The 18,244-nt window shown below is 49.7% G+C and carries 9 protein-coding genes; all 9 read right to left on the bottom strand.

Going from position 1 to position 18,244, the window contains the following annotated elements:
• The coding region (locus ACTHMC_RS09930) for an alpha/beta hydrolase-fold protein (protein ID WP_440412957.1) at positions 1 to 1,517 on the bottom strand (1,517 nt) is incomplete at its 3' end.
• A 53-nt stretch (positions 1,518 to 1,570) separates the two neighbouring features.
• Positions 1,571 to 2,611: a DUF5627 domain-containing protein gene (locus tag ACTHMC_RS09935; RefSeq protein ID WP_440412958.1), complete on the bottom strand. Its 1,041-nt coding sequence runs from the start codon at positions 2,609 to 2,611 to the stop codon at positions 1,571 to 1,573.
• Between the two features lie 30 nt (positions 2,612 to 2,641).
• The gene (locus ACTHMC_RS09940; protein WP_440412959.1) at positions 2,642 to 4,393 is read right to left on the bottom strand and encodes a RagB/SusD family nutrient uptake outer membrane protein; all 1,752 of its coding nucleotides are present in this window, start codon (positions 4,391 to 4,393) and stop codon (positions 2,642 to 2,644) included.
• 26 nt (positions 4,394 to 4,419) lie between these two features.
• Positions 4,420 to 7,236, bottom strand: a complete 2,817-nt coding sequence (locus ACTHMC_RS09945; RefSeq protein ID WP_440412960.1) for a SusC/RagA family TonB-linked outer membrane protein — start codon at positions 7,234 to 7,236, stop codon at positions 4,420 to 4,422.
• Between the two features lie 33 nt (positions 7,237 to 7,269).
• The gene (locus tag ACTHMC_RS09950; protein WP_440412961.1) at positions 7,270 to 9,087 is read right to left on the bottom strand and encodes a RagB/SusD family nutrient uptake outer membrane protein; all 1,818 of its coding nucleotides are present in this window, start codon (positions 9,085 to 9,087) and stop codon (positions 7,270 to 7,272) included.
• Positions 9,088 to 9,098: 11 nt separating this feature from the next.
• Positions 9,099 to 12,287: a SusC/RagA family TonB-linked outer membrane protein gene (locus ACTHMC_RS09955; RefSeq protein ID WP_440412962.1), complete on the bottom strand. Its 3,189-nt coding sequence runs from the start codon at positions 12,285 to 12,287 to the stop codon at positions 9,099 to 9,101.
• 322 nt (positions 12,288 to 12,609) lie between these two features.
• Positions 12,610 to 13,956 (bottom strand): family 43 glycosylhydrolase, encoded by a 1,347-nt coding sequence (locus ACTHMC_RS09960; protein ID WP_440412963.1) that lies wholly within the window; start codon positions 13,954 to 13,956, stop codon positions 12,610 to 12,612.
• A 12-nt stretch (positions 13,957 to 13,968) separates the two neighbouring features.
• Positions 13,969 to 16,557, bottom strand: a complete 2,589-nt coding sequence (locus ACTHMC_RS09965; RefSeq protein ID WP_440412964.1) for a TIM-barrel domain-containing protein — start codon at positions 16,555 to 16,557, stop codon at positions 13,969 to 13,971.
• A gap of 31 nt (positions 16,558 to 16,588) precedes the next feature.
• A partial coding sequence (locus ACTHMC_RS09970) for a glycoside hydrolase family 97 catalytic domain-containing protein (protein WP_440412965.1) occupies positions 16,589 to 18,244 on the bottom strand: 1,656 nt, incomplete at its 5' end.

The raw sequence follows: 18,244 nt of genomic DNA on the forward strand, positions 1-18,244 counted from the left end.
AAAGGGACCACTACCTGTTTCAATTCATTTTCAAAAGCGCGCAATACCTGTTCAGTAAAACCGCCTCCCATACTCATATTGCCATCCATCATCACCACCAGCATCGGTTTTGCTTTTCCGGCAGCTATCAGGTTATCCATAATGAGATCTGTTCTTCCCTGGCTGGCCCAGCCACGTTCATCTTCTCCCCCTCCGTGCAGCAGGTAGAGCGTTGGGAAGTCTGCAGTGCTCTTATCATAACCGGGAGGCGTATAAATGAAGAACCGTCGCCAGGAGTTGGTGACGGTTGAATAATATCTTTTGATACGGATATCGCCATGCGGCACATCCTTCAGTGCATAATATCCTCCCCCCCGGAAAGGGATCTCTATACCGCTGGCCATCCTTCCCATCCCGTAAAAGGTTTCACTGGCGGGATCGGCCAGGGCCAGGCCATCTATCAGCAGGGAATAGTAATGAAAACCTTCTCCGATGGAATCGGTGATAACATTCCAGAAACCTTCCGCATCTTTGAGCATATCGTATTTGCGCCCCAGGTCTACCTGCACCTGTTTTGCATCGGGCGCTTTCACACGGAAAACCACCCGGTTATCCGGCAATACCTGCGGAAAGCCTGCCGAACGCACATTGGTAGTTGGCGGTGTGCCCAGTATAGTGAATCGTTGAAATGACGAACTGTCTACGGGTTTGAAAAGGAACTGGCTGAACATGAAGAGCCCGTTTTTCCACACTTTGAAATCATGCACACCAGGCTCGATATAATAGATATGCGGAACACCCTTCTCATAGAGATAGTCGTGCGTTCTTTTGCTGAATGAGATCAGGTTGTCTTTATCCCCGCAGGAGATCCAGAGCAGTTTGAGTTGCTGCTTTGCCGCTTCCGGATCGGGCACCAGTTGTTCCGGGCTCTTCGTATTGGGAGCGGAGGAGAATCCTCCCACCCAGGCAAATTTATCCAGGTTGCCGAGGCCGAAGTTGAGCGATTGTCCGCCGCCCATGGACAGGCCGGCAATTGCCCGGTGTTCCCTGTCTTTCAGCACGGGGAATTTCTTTTCGATAAAAGGAATGAGATCGTGCAGGAGGTCCTGTTCGAAAGTGGCAAATGCCTGTACTTTGTCGGGCGCCATGATATTGCCGGTGGCCCTGTCATCCTTCATGGCACGTCCATTGGGCATTACCACTATCATGGGTTCCAGTCTGCCTTCTGCATACAGGTTATCCAGGATCACCTGGGGTTTGCCATGGGTGAACCATTCTTTTTCATCTCCGCCAATCCCGTGCAGGAGGTACAACACCGCATATTTTTTTCTGGAAGAAAATCCCGGCGGCGTATACACCAGCGCCCTCCGCACTGTACCGACCGTTCCGGAGTTATAACTGACCGTATCGATCTTACCATGCGCGATGCCGCTTCTTTCCACATCAAATCCTGCCGGCGCTTCTTTAACGGCAGGCTGGCCAAAAGAATGGAAAAGACAAAGCAGGAATACTGCAAGGAGAAGGTACCTGTAAATCATAAAAACAACTTATTATAACCGTACGAAAATGAAATCAGTTTTGTTTGAATGTATCAGTGAACGATGAAAGGAGTGAATGTTTCCATTTTCACACCCCTGTCGCGCAACACGATGGTATCTTTGAAACTATGTGTGGTGGCGCCAAAATCAGCCTGGTACTGAAGATACAGAACATCCCTTTTTTCGTTGCCCCACATATCCCCCTTCTTAACCAGTTCGCCGGTTCCCGTAATGGTATAAGCGGCATTGGCTGGTTGCGAAATAGTGCATTTGCCATTGTTAGTGAATTGCAGGTTCAGCTTGAAAGGAAGATTTACATTGCCACGGTTCTTCGCATTCAGGGATACGGAAATACCGGTTAGGGAACTGGTCACCAGATCACACAGTTCATCTTTTTCAACATAGGGAGCATGGTAGACCACAGTGGTGTCCATGGCCGTATTGCCTCCCGCTCCTTTCACCACATCGATTCCCCTGCGCAGGTAAGTTCCATGGTAAGGGTTGATGTATTTGACGGCAAACAGGATGTAGTCTTTCGGTAAAGTGACCCAGTCAGCAGGATTCCTGCGGTCCGGATTGGCAACGGAGGTCTTACCACTGAGCACCGAATCGGCATTGGTAACACCGGTGATGCGCATAGGGATCACGAAAGTATTTTTGATGGCGCGTGGGTCCTGGAAAAAAGCATCTGTGAGCTGTACTTCCAGGCCACCCATGAATTTACCGGCAGGGATCACTATCACCGGATCTTTCCCGGTTGATAAGGTATAATAATTGTCCGGCATGGTTACCACGGCATCACCGGAAGCTGATTCAAACTTCAGGTCCTGCGACAGTAAAGGGTCCACCGCAACTTTCAAGGTTATCTCCCGTTTGTTCTCGTATACGCCTCCCATGGTGGCCATGATCAGGCATTTGTGCTGGTTGTCAAGCGAATTATCATAGATATCATCTCCCAGTACCAGGGTCTTGACGGGAGACTGATACGGGAAATACACGGTGGAATATTTGTAATCCGGGAATACGGAATCCTTATTTGAACAGGAACTGAGGATCACCAGGAACAGGTATGACAGCAATATCAATTTTTTCATTTTTCTTTTTTTAAGATTTGAAGACCTGTATTACCAGCCCTGATTCTGCACCAGGTTTTGTTTCAACACATCATCGTAAGGAAGGGGCCCATAGAACATATGTCCGGCATATTGCCTGTTCTCGACATTACTGATCGTATATACATTACCGTTAATGCTTACTCCCTGTGCCGGCTGCGTGATATTCTCCTTCCATCTGCGCAGGTCCCAGAACCTGACACCTTCAAAGCAGAGTTCCAGTCTTCTTTCGTTGTGGATCAGTTTTCGCATATCCTCCTGGGTGGTAACAGCGGAAAGATACGCATCGGGCTGAGCAATACCTGCTCTTTTCCGGATAGCGGCAATCACTTCGCGGGCGGAGTAGGTATGTGCCCCTTTGCCATCAGGTCCCCAGGCTTCATTGGCCGCTTCTGCATAGGCAAGGAACAATTCAGTATAGCGGATATAAGGTACGTAATGCCGTTGTGTATTGGTGCTGGCCGGGTTGAGGTTCACATCTTCGCGCAGCAGTTTACGCATATAGAAACCCGTGCGGGTGGAAGTGGCAATGGCATTCAATCCGTCATCGGAGGTACCTACCCTTGTGTAAATGGTACTGGCCCCCGGCCCCATCTTGCTTTCATTCACCACAATATACAAGGCCAGGCGCGGGTCCCTGTTGGCATACGGATTACTGGCATTATACCCGCTGGCAGGATCCGTAACAGGATATCCGTTGGCCATCGGGAACGCATCCACGAGGTTCTGCGTGGGGTTCACCCGTCCGTTGCCATACAATGTAGGAGGATAGTTATCCCTTTCCAGGTTATTGCCATCTCCCACATTCCCTCTCCACAATACTTCTTTGGGATTGTTGCCCGCAGAGAGTCCGTTGATCTCACCGGAATTCTTGCTCGCATACCAGTACACGCCGTTATTGGCCATACCCGGTATTCCGCCGATGAGGTCAAGCACCGCCCCAGCATCATCTGCGGCTTTTTCCCAGGTAACGCTGGTACCCTGGCTGAAAGCCGGGCTCGCCGCCAGTAACGACATCTTTGCACGGATACCTTTTACGATCCGTGAGGTCATGCGTTGCGCATTGTAAGCACCGAATACGCGGTTATACTCCGCTACCGATGTTTTGCCGCTGTATTTAGATGGAATTTCGCTGGTGTTTCCAATGTTCACGAAATCCAGTGGCAGCAGGCTCTCCGCCATATCAAGGTCTTTGTACGCCTGCTGGGCACATTCCTGGAATGTATTACGGGGCATTCTGAAATCGGTCTTGCTGTCAAACGGCTCCGTGAGAATGGGAACGCCCAGTAATTGATTCCCGGCCCATCCGCCATGCGCCTGTAACAGATAGTACATGAACAAGGCTCTCAAACCATAGGCCTCTCCCTTGACGCGGTCGTTGAACATCTCTTTGGTATACTCGCCGGTCAATGCCCAGTTCACTTTATCCGCTTCCTTCAAAATCAGGTTCAGGTACTGGATAGCGGCAAAGGAGCCTGTCCATTGATCCAACGGGTTATTGATGGATGACCAGTTACCGGTAGCCATCAAGCGGAAATTATTGTTGGGGTTATTGGATACGGCATCGTCAGTGGCCACATCATTGAAGGAATAACTGCCCAGTGGCAGCCGTACATATCCGTTCAGCAGAAGCCCTTCTGCAAATGCTGCATCATTGTAAATATCGCTCAGCCCCCGATTGTTCTCGTCGGCGGGGGTCAGTATCTTTTTGCAACTGCAAAACACCAGCCCCAGAGCGAATAGGAAGATCAAGCTTGCTTTCATAAAAATTTTATTATTTCGGGATTAACCTAAAATTCAGCTTTCACACCAAAATTGTAGAAACGTGTCTGTGGAGTGGCTCCGATATTCAGTTCCAGGATTTCCCTGTTTCGCGCAAGTGTAAGCAGGTCATTGCCACTCACGTAGATGTTCACTCCTTTCACGAAGGAACCCTTCAGCATTTTGGCGGGCAAAGCCCAGGTGAGCTGCACTTTGGCGATATTGAATCTGTTGGTGCTGTAGGTCCAGTAATCGGAAGACCGGAAATTGTTACCGCTGCCGAGCGTGGATAATCTGGGATAGGACGCGGTATTCTTTGTTTCTTCGGTCCAGCTGTTGAGCACCACATCCGAATATTTGGCGGCCCCTGTTACCCAGAAGTAATCACCGCTTTTGAGTGCTGTTCCTCCAAAGTAGCCGGTACCCAGCACAAACAGCGTGAAGTCTTTCCATTGCGCAGTGATGTTCACTCCACCGGTGAAGGGACTGCCCCAGCGGCCCAGCATCACTTCATCCCTTTCATCTATCACATTGTCTCCGTTCTGGTCAACATACCTGATATCTCCTGGTTTCACTGCTCCAAATCGTTGCGTAGCATGGTTGTCTATTGCCTGCTGGTCTTCAAAAAGTCCTGCGCTCTGCAATCCGAATATGGCGTCAGCCGCTTTTCCTGCGCGGTTGCGGTAGGCATCGGTGAACAATTCATCCCTTTTGAGGGCTTTGGTATTTACGTAAGTGCCTGCAACTCCCACCGACAGTTTCACTTCTCCCACCCGCTCATGTACATTCACACTGAAGTCAAATCCCTGGTTGCGGTTGGCGGCGAAATTGGTGTAGGGTGCAAAGGAGGTTTCGGGGTATCCTGTAAAAAAGAAGCTGGGATAGAGGCTATAGGTCTGTACAGGCATTCCATCTTTTCTGATATGGAACAGGCTGGCCAGGAAGTCGATCTTTCCATTGAACAGCGCACCTTCTATGGACAAATTGAACTCCTTTCTTTTGGCATAGGTCAGGTCCGAATTCTGTCCCCTCGATATGGTGGTGGTGCGGTTGACGAAAGTTCCATCCTGCCAGGAGTAATAGGCAGTAGGTGAATACACGGCATCATAGAGGTAATACCTTCCCACGCCGAAGTCCAGGTCCGTATTCACGATACCTGCAGAGGCCGTCACTTTCAACCGGTCGATCACAGCTGATCCTTTCAGGAAGGCTTCTTCACTCAGCACCCAACCTACGCTGGCTGTGGGCGAAAAGGCCACCCGTTTGCCGGCTGGCAGCCTGGTGCTGTTCACCACGGCTCCGCTGAATGCCGCATAATATCGCTGATCGAAATTATATTCCAGGTGCAATCCGGCATTGGCGTTTGTCCGGAACTGGTAGTCGCCGGTCTGCCTGCGTCGAAGGCCATCGGCCAGCAGCATAACGGATACATTGTGTTTATCCCGGAATGTATTCCTGTAATCGAGATGGAAATTCACATCTATCAGCTGGTCACTCCAGGTATTGTTGAGGTTCTGCGTACCGGGCCTGGTGTCTTTATTGTACACGGTCAGTGAGGTGATGGAATCATTGCCGTTGATCCTTGTCCAGGCAGGTACATACACTGCATAGGTATTGTTAACAGACTCGTTATATGTGTTGGAATAATCCACACTCACTTCTCCATGAAAGGACAGGCCTTTCAGCACATTCCTGAGATCCACGTCCACGCCGGTAGTGTACTGGAACTGCCTGCTGGTGAAAATACTGTAGCCAGCGGCATAACCATCTGATACAGGATTGGTAAGGAACTGCTGTGTACCTCCAAGCAGGTATTTCCCATCGAGCAGGTTACGGCTGCCACCCGCCAGCGCCTGCGCACCCTTGGAACCTGCTGCTATATAACTGAGAGGGATAAGCGGCGCAAAGCGATGTGGCTGTAAACTGTCTGCCCTTTGCCAATAGTTACCCAGTGCGTTCCTGTTGGTATAGAAAACGGTGGATACATTGACGTAGGTGCTGATATAGTTATTTAATTTCAGATCGATATTACCCCGCAGGTTCAACCGGGTAATATGCGAGTTCTTTCCCTCCCCGAAATTCAACAATGAATTTTCGTTCTGAAAACCGGCCAGCGCATAGAATTTTGCACGTTCGGTTCCGCTGGAGAATTCTGCATTGGCGGAGTGGCTGTTGTAGAATTTCCGCAGATAATCGGAGGAGAAATAATCGATATCCGGGTACTGGTACGGGTTTGAACGGGCAGCATATTTGGCGATGGTGGTATCCGCATATAAGGCGGGCAGTCCATCGTTTTTCAGGGCCCGGTTATACCAGGTCATATAGTCTGCCGATCCCAGGTAGGAAGGATATGACTTGGGCATGTTCACGCCGCTGTTGAGCCTGACATTGATCTCGGGCGCTCCAGCCTTTCCGCGTTTGGTGGTGATCAGCATCACGCCGTGGGCGGCGCGGCTGCCATACAATACCATCGCGTTGGCGCCTTTGAGGAAAGTGATCTGTTCAATTTCGTTGGCCGTTATATCGTTGACAGATCTGGGTACTCCATCTATGAGCACCAGTGAACCAGACATATTCCAGAAATTATCTCCACCTACAAAGGCAGCAGCTCCTTCGAGGGGATAAATACCGTAATTTTTATCGAGGTATGAAGGTGGATTCAGTATGGAAACGGCGCCTGGCATATCTTTCCTGTTAACGGCCCTGTATGCGATATGCACCAGCGAATCCTTTCCTGCAGCAGGAAGGTTCTGTGAGCTGGCAGTTGACTGTGCCTGCAGATCCGGACTGTTCCCCACACACCATCCACAGAACAGGATCACGCCAACCAGTATATTTTTTTTCATTTCTTTCCTTTTAATCATTAAGAACTGACACAATTAGTAACCGGGGTTCTGTGGGAATTCGAGATAAAGATTCACATCATTTATCTTCAGTGGCAACCAGTAATTCTTATCCTCGAATTTGCGGGTCACCAACACTCTCTCCTTTATATTGATGGGTTTGCCGTTGACATCACGGTCGAAGTCGATCGCTGTTTTTTCCCTGTACTTCAATTGTCCGGCAAGCAGCCACCTGCGCAGGTCGTTGTAACGGAACTCTTCTTCAAAACCAAGTTCCATGGCCCGTTCGCGAATGATCTCACTCATGAACTTTTCTTTATCCGCTACAAATTTTGCAGCCACCATTCCTGCACCGCAGCGTGCGCGTACCTTATTGAGCGCCGCTTCAGCACTGATATAATCAGGGCCTGTACTGGTAGCAGAACCATATCCCTGTAACACGGCTTCCGCATACATGAGGTACACATCGGCAAGCCGCATGTAAGACAGGTGCATGTAATTATTGGGGAAGTTGTCGATATTATTGGCGGTCATGGGCGTGAGTTTGCGGAGGAGGTAACCGGTACGTCCTATGGCAGAGTTATCACGGCTGAATCCGTTAGTGGCAAGGTTGGCGTAACGGAATTTCTCTTTATCGGCGGGGGCAGATCCTTTGATGATCTGGTCCCTGTCGATCACAATATCGTGATAGAAGCGCGGATCACGGTTGACCCAGGGATCATTGGGATTGTAACCGGATTCCGGATCATCGATCGGCAGACCATTGGCCATTCCGTAGTTCTCTACAAACCTGGCATTCGGTGATGCATAGCCGCCGCCGATATTTCCTTCTGCAAATACGGAGCTTGGCCCCCATGGGCAACCTGCAAACCAGGAGCTGTACACAGGGTTCTGGAAGATGGCTTCCGGATAACCGGGAATGAAACTGCCTCCATTGGTATAGAAGAGATCACTGTAATGAGAGAAGTCCGCCAGTTTAACCCAGGTCTGCCCGTTGTCTACCAGCTTCAGCAGTTCAGCAAAGGCTTCTGCCGATTTTTTGCAATAGTTCGCATCAAATCCTGCATTGCCAGTGGAAGAACGGTTCATGAGCGGGCTGCCGGCGTAGAGATAATTCTTTCCGAGATATCCGAGTGCTGCCAGTTTGGTGAGGCGCAGCTGGTTCTTTCCCAGCGTGGCCTTTCCCGCATCTGTATTGTCCCAGTTGATGGGTAACAGGTCGGCGGCCGCTCTGAAGTCCGAAGCCACGCGGTCTGCCATGGCCTGGCAACTGAGGCGGGGTATTTCAAGTTTAACACTGGGTGAGAGTACCGTGTCTATGAAAGGAAGTCCACCCCAGTAGGTCATCAATTCAAAATGGAACCAGCCCCTGAAGAACAGGAGTTGTCCTTTGATGAGGTCTTTTTCTTCCTGTGTTCCGGAGAGCTTGTCGATATTGGCCAAACCCAGGTTGGCTTTATGGATACCATACCAGGAGTTGGGCCAGAGGCCTTTTCCGAATCCCGTGGTGGGATCAGGATTATAACCGGGTGCATCCAGCCAGGAGATCCATTCTCCTGTGGTCCAAGACCATGAATCGCCATTGTCTAATTGTTCATTCAACCAGGTGACGCCGGTCTTGTGAATGATCTCGTCGCCCAGGATCCAGTTGCAGGCCCAGGTCTTACTGGTATATTCAGGCACCAGGGAATAAAGTTCTTCCGTGAAGCCCTGGAAATTGTTGAAATTGATGAATGCATCTGTTGGAGATACATCAGCAGCGGGGGCTCTGTCCAGATAACGTGTACAGCCAGTCATCCCCGCAATTGCCAGCATTAAGGAACAGGCAATGATCATAAATGAATACCTTTTCATATAGCAAGCTTTTAAAAGGTTATGTTACAACCCAGGTTAATACGTCTGATAGTGGGATAAGCGGTAGCTGCGCCCATGCTCACTTCCCGGTCGTCCGGCATTTTGGTCCACATATAGAGATTGTCCCCGTTGAGATACACGCGGAATGCATTGATGCCGATGCTCTTCAGCTGAGCTAACTTGAATGTATATGCGATCTCCGCATTTTTCAGGCGCAGGTAGGAACCATCGTACAGGTAGTTGGTACCGTAATAGGGCATCACACTGGCATACCGTGGCATGGGCACATCGGCATTGGGGTTATCCCTTGTCCAGTATGCACCCTGCTTGTAAACGTTATCGTAGTGATATTGACCAGAGAAGCTTACCAACTGCAGGTAACGGTTGATATTGTTCACCCCGTAGAACTGAACGAACACACTGAATCCTTTCCACTCCGCACCGATGGTGGCGTTGTATGTGTTCATCGGCCTTTCAGGATATCCATAAGGCACCACATCTTTATTGTCGATGACACCATCACCATTATAGTCGATCATGTTCAGGTTTCCCGGCAGTTTCTGGTTGTCGTACGTATTGAGCCGGGTGCTGCCATACACTTCATTCCAGTTATTGTAATAACCGCTGCTGACGTACGAGTATGCCTGACCGATAGCCTTACCGGCGCGTTTCTGGTATTCATCCAGCAAGGTGGCATCCTCCCCTTCAATGATCTTGTCTTTGGCATGGGTCATGGCTAAATTTGCCCATACGCGCAGATCCCTGGATAAGGATTTATTGAGGCGGAGCTCGATCTCATAGCCTTTGTTCCTTACTTTACCAACGTTGGCCGTAGCGGGTTGTACACCAAAATAAGAAGGTACGGAACGGGAGGTTCCGGCCAGGAGGATATCTGTGCGATAGTCGTTGAATACTTCCACGCTTCCTGAAACGAGGCCATTCCATAACGTGTAGTCCAGACCGAAATTGGCCTTGGTCACTTTCTCCCAGTGGATATCAGGATTACCTACACTGGCGCGTGCTTCAGACCACCAGGTATAAGGACTGTTCTGCCCTGCAGATGAGCCCAGGGGCGTATTTCCGCCATAGGTCCAGGTAGTCATATACAGCCAGCGGCCGTTCACATTATCATTCCCTACCTGACCATAGGAGGCGCGCAGTTTCAATGTATTGAGGAAGGTCAGGTTCTGCATGAACTTCTCGTTGCTGACCATCCAGCCAACCGCAGCGGAAGGGAAGAAGGCGAAACGGTAAGAGGGGCCGAATTTTTCGGAGCCATTGTATGCGCCATTGAATTCCGCGAAATACCGGGAATCATAATTATAGGTCACCCTGCTCACCCAGTCTTCCCGGAAATGTTCGAACTCGCTGCCCGTTGCATATTTATCACGGCTGAACATTCCCATGGCAGTGATATCGTGCATGCCGAATTTCCTGGCATAGTCCACCTGCAGCTGGTAAAAGAGCTTACGGTAGGAAGATGTGTTGAGTACTGCATCGACATTGGGATTCCAGCGCGGAGGGATCCAGTCGAACTGGTTGGTGCCCAGGTACTGGCTGTACTTCCTTTCGCCGGTCACGGGATCGATGTATTCCTGCTGGATATTTCCATTATCATAGATACCACCCTGCGACACGAAAGCATTATCGAATGAAAGGGTTCCCTTGGCAGCCAGTCCTTTCAGGATGGCGCCGAGGTCCTGCCTGAGCGTGAAATCGGTAGTGATACGGGTAGTGGTGGTTTTGCGGATACCATTATTTCCCATTACTGCCAGGGAGTTGATGGTAGACACCGTTTCCAGGGGAAAGTAACCCCATCCGCCATCTGAATAACGGGGATAGTAAAGATTGGGAGCGTTGTTATAGATGCTCTGCCAGATGCGGTATTCCCAGCTGTCCTGCCCGTAAGCATCCTGCTTTACACCATAAGAACCGGCAAGATTGGCGGAGAGCAGCGTAGTTTTGGTAAGATTGAAATCCAGGTTGGTACGGGCATTCACCCGGTCGAACCCATAGCCTGGTTTATAGGTCTTTCCATTATCGATCTTTTTGATGATATCCCCTTCATGCAGGAGATCGATGGAAGAGAAATATTTTACGTTGGGAGAGCCTCCTGAAATATTCAGACTGCCATTGTAAGACATCACATGTTTTTTTACCAGCTGGTCCTGCCAGTCGATATTCGGATATCTTTCTGCTTCTTCCTGATTGGCCGGATTCCTGTATTTCTCCAGTTCGGCATAAGGAACATAACTATACCAGGAAGAGGGAGAAATGCCCAGTTCCCTTTCAATGGCCTGGTCACGTATCCTGATGGCATCATAAGCATCGAATTTGCTGGCCAGTTTGGAGGGGATCTTCATAGTCATATTTCCGGTGAACCTGATCTCGGCCCTGCCTTCCCTGCCTCTTTTTGTTGTGATGAGGATCACCCCATTGGCTCCTTTCACACCAAACACCGCGGTAGCGGATGCATCTTTCAATACGGAAATGGTTTCAACAGAACCGATATCCACACTGTTCATCGGTCTTTCGATACCATCCACCAGCACCAGCGGATCACTGTTGTTCCAGGTGCTTTGTCCACGGATATAGATCTTGGGATCCTCAGCGCCCGGTGTTCCCTGTGTTGCTACCGTGATCACACCTGGCAGGTTACCTGTAAGTGCTGCCCCCAGGCTGGAAACACCACCGGTCCTTTGCAGCACCTCCCCTTTCACCTGTGATATGGCGCCCACCAGGCTCTGTTTCTTCTGCTTGCCATACCCCACTACAATGGTACTGTCCATAGACAGGGAGATGGGGATCAGGGTTACCCTGATATCGCGCTTGCCACCCACCTGGATCTCCTGCCGGGCAAAACTGACATGCGTAAAAACCAGCACTGCTTTATCATTGGCCACCGTGATGGTGAAACTGCCATCGGATTTTGACACCGTAATATTATTATCAGCTCCTCTTTCATACACTGTTACCTCTCCAACCGGAGCACCTTTATCATCTGTTATTTTTCCAGTGATCACCAGGGCTTTGGTGATATTGGCTCCAGGTCCCTTTTCAAAGGCCCTGTTTTCCCTTTCCCTCCCTGATGCGGACAGCGAAACAAAGGAGCAGACCAGCAAACCCAGGGTAGCGGGTAGCAGTCCTTTAAGGATAAAGCAAGACCTGAGCAGCAAAAGGTCCCGTTTTGAATTTTTCATATCGCAGTTTAAAAAATTAAATAGGGTTCCCGTCCGGCCCGGTAAGTGAATCCGCCCAGGCCAGCAAGGAATGTCTTGAGCCTTCGCAATAAATGTGAAGTGGTGATTAAAAAACGACGAGAAGTGGTGGTCAGGTAATTTTTTTCATATGACAGTAGTTATTGGTTAGAATAAGTTTTGGCTTTAAAATCGTTATTGGCTGATACCAGAGGATCGCAGAAATGGTATCGCCGGTACTGATAAAGTTAGCTCCCGGGACAGTCAAAGGAGCGCTTATTTGTTTTTACTAATGATACAAATGTTCAATCCTTCCTTTTTTACGCTACTCGAAGCCGATCCAATCCACTTCCATACGTCTTTTATCTTTCGATATCACCAGCAGGTGCCCTACTCCGGTGTTCTTTTGCAGTAAAGGCAGCTTCAGCAACTGCCATCCCTTGTCTGCCTTGACGGTCAGGTCTGCAAGCAATGGCCCTGCTGTGTCCTGTATACGTATTTGCAATCTTCCGCCTGCGGGAGCCCGCATACTGACCAGCGCGTATCGCAATGGCTGTTTTTCAAAATCAACGCTGTTGTATTGCACCCAGGCCTCAGGCTCCGTAAAAACCGTTTTCCATCCGGAGAACCGGTTGGTGGTATCCAGGAATTCAATGGACACACCGCCGTTGCTCATCTGTGTATACCGGTCGATCTGGATCTTTGAGCGGGCCCGGGTGATACCGATCCCCCTGTAAGTGGGTATTACTTTTTGTATGGTACCGTCTGCATTGAAAAAAAGACTGTCGGCACGCACCGATCTGGCTTTATCAAAAGCAGGGGAATAATCATTATGATGATAGAAAAGATACCATTGGTCTTTGAATTGGATCACCGAATGGTGATTGGTCCAACAGCCGGAGGGAGACTCGTCCATGATCACCCCGGTCCTTTTGAATGGTCCCAGCGGGTGATCCCCCACGGCATATTCCAGCCGCTCGATCTTGTTTTCCACATGTGGATAGGTCAGGTAGTAGATCCCGTTCCGCTCGAACAGCCAGGGACCTTCCTTCAGCCCTTTCTCCGGTAATTGCTGCAGGATCACCGGCTCCGAAGCCAGTTCCACCATATTATCTTTCAGCCTGGCTCCATAAATATTTCCCTGCGACCAGTATAAATAAGCCTGTCCGTCCTTATCGATGAAAACATTCGGATCGATGCCGCGCACATGGCTTATAGGGTCAGGTAAGGGCATATAAGGCCCTTCGGGTTTATCTGCAATGGCCACGCCTATCCTGAACCCGCGGCCATCACTGGTATCCTGTGGGATGGATGGAAAATAGAAATAATATTTACCATTCCTATAAATGCAGTCGGGCGCCCACATACTGTAGCTGTCCGGTTTTATCCAGGGTACTTTATGCTGCTGAACGATCATGCCATGATCCGTCCAGTCTGTCAGGTTCTCCGAAGAGAACACGTGATAATCTTCCATGCAAAACCATCCCTTCCGTCCACGGCCTTCTGTGGCCAGGATATCATGTGACGGGAACAGGTACACCCTGTTACCGAACACCCGGGCAGAAGGGTCTGCGCTGAATTGATTGCGGATCAAAGGATTCTGGGCATACATGGAAATGGAGGCGATCGACAGTATAACGCTGATGAATACCAGAAGAATATATCTGCTCATGATGAAGTGAGTTTATTTAAGATCAGTAATGATCAGATTGCCATTGTATAGAATGCTTTTTATCATTCCGGGCTTTTCAGCATCCTTAATGTTGAATACCCTTTTTGAGAGTAATCCGGTGAATGTTCCCTCCCGTCTGCCAATGGTGAGTTGTTGTTTTTTATCATTCCATTTGAACGGGATCAATGAATATTTTCCTTTTTCATAATTATAGCCATCACCTTCATCTTCATACAGGTTGAACTGGCCGTCTGCCCCTTTGTAGATGCGCAGCTCCAGGGTGTCCATATTTTTTTCCCCGGTGTATTGCATCACTTCCGCCAGGGGAATGATGGAACCGGCTTTCACAAATACCGGGATGATATCCTGTGGCGCATGGGCCGTTACCGTTTGACCGCCGTTGTAGCGTTTGCCTGTATGGAAATCATACCAGCCTTTCCACCGGGGGAGATACACCTTCCATTGCGTTACACCCGGCTCTGTTACAGGCGCTACCAGCATGGACCTGCCGAACATATACTCATATGGCTGGTTGATGGCAAGTGTATCTTCCCGGAAGTCCATCAGCAGGGGGCGCATGATGGTGGAACCATTCCGGGTGACCTGCCATGCTTCAGAATAGAGATAAGGCAGCAAACGGTAACGCAGGTTCATCATACTGCGCATATTGGCTTCCACCGTATCTCCATATTTCCATGGCTCGGTTTCAGTTTGATAACCGTGGATCCGGAAAACAGGACTGAAGGCGCCCCACTGGAACCAACGGGTAAGGATATCCGAATATTCTTTATTAGTATACTGGCCAGGGCCCGGGCGGAAGAAACCTCCGATATCGGTGGTCCAGTATGGCATTCCGGTAATGGAAAAATTCAACCCAGCCACGATCTGTCTTTTATAGGTATCCCAGTTCCACCCGATATCGCCGGACCAGTTGATGGTACCATACCGTTGCTGCCCCGGAAAGGCAGACCTGGTGAGGATGGTAACGCGCTTGCCCGGGTTGGTGGTGCGCTGACCTTCATACACCGCCTTGCTGACCAGCAATGGATAAGTGAGGCGGTAAAAATTTCCCAGGCCAAAATAGGTCTGCTTCCCTGCCAGGGCATCATTCTCGGGTTCTGTAGCGTCCATCCACCAGCTGTCCACTCCGTAACTGAAAAGGTTCCTGTTCAACACCTGCCAGTGTGTTCGCTGCGTTTCGGGATTATAGATATCTATCCAGGGACTATTGGGGATGTACAGATCCTTTTGAAGGTACTCCTTTGCCACGGCCGATCTTTTGTCGATATTCTCCCAAACAGACAGGGAGAACTTCGCATGCAGTTCATGCAATTGGCCGATGAACCCGGCAGGATCGGGATAGTTGGTTTCATCGAATTGGGGAACGCCCCATCCATATTTCCCCCAGTACTGCCAATCCTGCACGATCACATCCAATGGTAATTTCCTTTTTCTGAATTCCTTCACGGTTCTCACCAGATGCTCACCGGAAGTATATCTTTCGCGGCACTGCCAGAAGCCGAAAGCCCATAAAGGGAGCATGGGCACGTTGCCTGACAGCTTCCTGTAATCCGCAATGATCTCATCCGTATCGTTTCCATGAAATACAATATAATCCAGCATGCCGGCTTCGGGAGAACGGAAGGTGGTTTCATCGGCCACTGCTTTCCAGGACAGCGCCGGCGTATTGTCCGACTTACATACTACCTGCACGGAATGCACTCCTTCCTTCAGTCTTATGGTGGTACTCACCGCAGGTGGTAGCCAGAGGTTCGATTGATCGATCACTGCCTGCCCGTCGATCGTCAGCAGATGACGGTTGTCCATATTCCCCAGGTCGAGCATGAGTATATATTCTCCCTCTTTTTCCACATTGAACTGCCCTTCATGCAAGACTTGCTGCTGGTTGATCCGCTGTGATCCGGAAGTAGTGGTCACTTCTGCTTCCGCCCCTGTTGCAGAAGGCGCCGTTCTTTTGTGAAGTGCTATCAGCTGGTCTGTAGGATTGTACCAGGTAAGTCCGTACTGGTGCCATAAGATCCCGTAGCCTTTACTTGAGAGCAGAAAAGGGATGGCTATCTGTGAGTTCACCTGCAGCAGCTTCCTTGAAATATTACGCAGGTTGTAATGCCCGTCCTGGAACTGTCCCAGGCCGAAGAGGAATTCATCCTCCGGGGAATGAAAACGCTGCTCTGCCACATAACAGGGTTGCCCCATCACAGAGGAAGGCGTCAGTGAACGACCTCCAGGCTTTTCACTCAGGAAAGTTTTTCCCGCTGCGTCATTGAAATGAATAGTGCCGGAACGTTTGTTGATGATAAGGCTCATCGTGCCGGTGCCGATCTTCAGTTCACTACCGTTATCTGAAAAACTCATAGCAGGGGCCGGCACCTTTTCCGTAAATACCAGTTCCTTTATTTCTCTCAGGCTGTCTTTTTTCCATTGCACCCTGATGGCTTTATCGGATATAGGAATAATCTGCATTGTTCCTTCGGAAAGTTGAATGGAGATCCGGTCCTTCTGTCTCGAATATTTTTTCACTTCCTGCAGATAAGCAGTAACAGGCATTCCAATGATCAACAAAAGAAATATCGTTCGCATAAAAAATGGTTAAAGCTCAATGATGGAGGCATTATTGCAATGGACTTAAACAGGCCGCAAAGCCACCGCGCCTTAACAGGTTCACGTCAACAGAATCAGTCCTGTCAACTACTTTGTAACTGGTGGCAAATGCTTTGTCATGCTTTCCGTCGGTGATCAACGTCAGTTTGTATTGCATGCCTTCCGGTAAGAAATCAAAATGGATGGTCCTTTTCTTTTCACGCAATTCAGCATTGATACCACCCATGAACCAGTGATTGCCTTTGCGTCTTGCCATGATCACTTCCCTGCCGGGAAAGCCGCTGATCAGCTTTGTATCATCCCAGGCAGCCGGCAATTGTTTGAGGAAGGACCGGACAGCATCCGGCAACGTATAATATCCTTCGGGCCTGTCTGCCAGGTGCTGAAGCCCCGATTCAAACAATACCCCCAGCGCCAGTTCATGGCCATAGGAGGTGATATGCGGGAACTGGGAGTTGGTGAAGGTCACCGGCGTGTAATCCATTGCCCCTACTACATTGCGCGTGAAGGGAAGGATAGCATTATGTTCAGGAGCGGCCATGGTGAAATCCGGGCCATTGTTGTACCATTCCGCCCCACGCACGGCTTCACAGGTCATGAGGTTGGGATAGGTGCGGGACCACCCCCGCGGCACGATGCAGCCATGGAAATAAACCATCATATTGAACTGTGCTGCATCCTCCAGGATATCCAGGTAATATTTTATCATGTCCTGTTTTTCACTTTCGAAGAAATCTACTTTTACACCAGCGAATCCCATTTTCTTCAGTTTTGCAAACTCTTCCATCCTGGCTTCATGTGTAAGCATCCGGTCCTTCGGTGTGGAAGAGACCCAGGTATGATCACCTCCCGAATTGTACCAGATGAGTGGTTTCACGCCTTTGGACAGAATGTATTTTGCAGCATCTTCCATATTGCCTCCGTTTCGCATGGCATCCCATTCCCAATCCAGCAGGGTGTACGGCCAGTTCATATCCGCCGCCAGATCCGCAAAGGCACAAACAGTCTTGTAATCCTGTGTACCATGATTATCTGACCAGTAGTTCCAGGACACCAGGCCCGGCTTGATCCAGTCTGTATGCTTAAGCACCGAAGGAGCTGATACATCCTCCACCAGGGTGGAAGAAACGATATCCTGTAAACTACCGGCAATGGCTAATCGCCACGGTGACTTCCAGGGAAGCGTGATGGAAGGAGCACTTGCCCCCTTCCCTCTCCCATCACCGGGATGAGGGAACGAAAGTGCATACTTCGTACTATCAAGCGAGTTATTCAGTTTGGAGCCACAATAGTTGCGGTCAAGATCCGCTTCATGGAGCAGGAACCAGCAGGAGCTGTCGCTGGTAAGAAAGAGCGCCGGATAGCTCCACTCCTGTTTTTTCACTTTGTCTCCACACATGGCGGTATAATATCCTTCATTGGCCGGATTCCATTTTTCCATCCAGCGCAGGGTATTCGGTGGAATAGTGTATGTAGTCAGTTCTTCTTTTACCAGGTATTCCCCCTGTTTTTCCGGGAACTCATACCTGAATGCAAACCCATCGTTATAAGCCCGCATGATCAGGTTCAATCTGCTTTTTCCCGGGTTGGTGAAAGACACCACCACTTCACTGGCAGCGTTACTGCGGGCAGCTCTTTTCCCATGTACTGCCTGGTATTGCTCAGT

This window comes from Pseudobacter sp. (genome assembly GCF_051955275.1).
In the GTDB taxonomy this organism is placed as follows: Bacteria; Bacteroidota; Bacteroidia; order Chitinophagales; family Chitinophagaceae; genus Pseudobacter.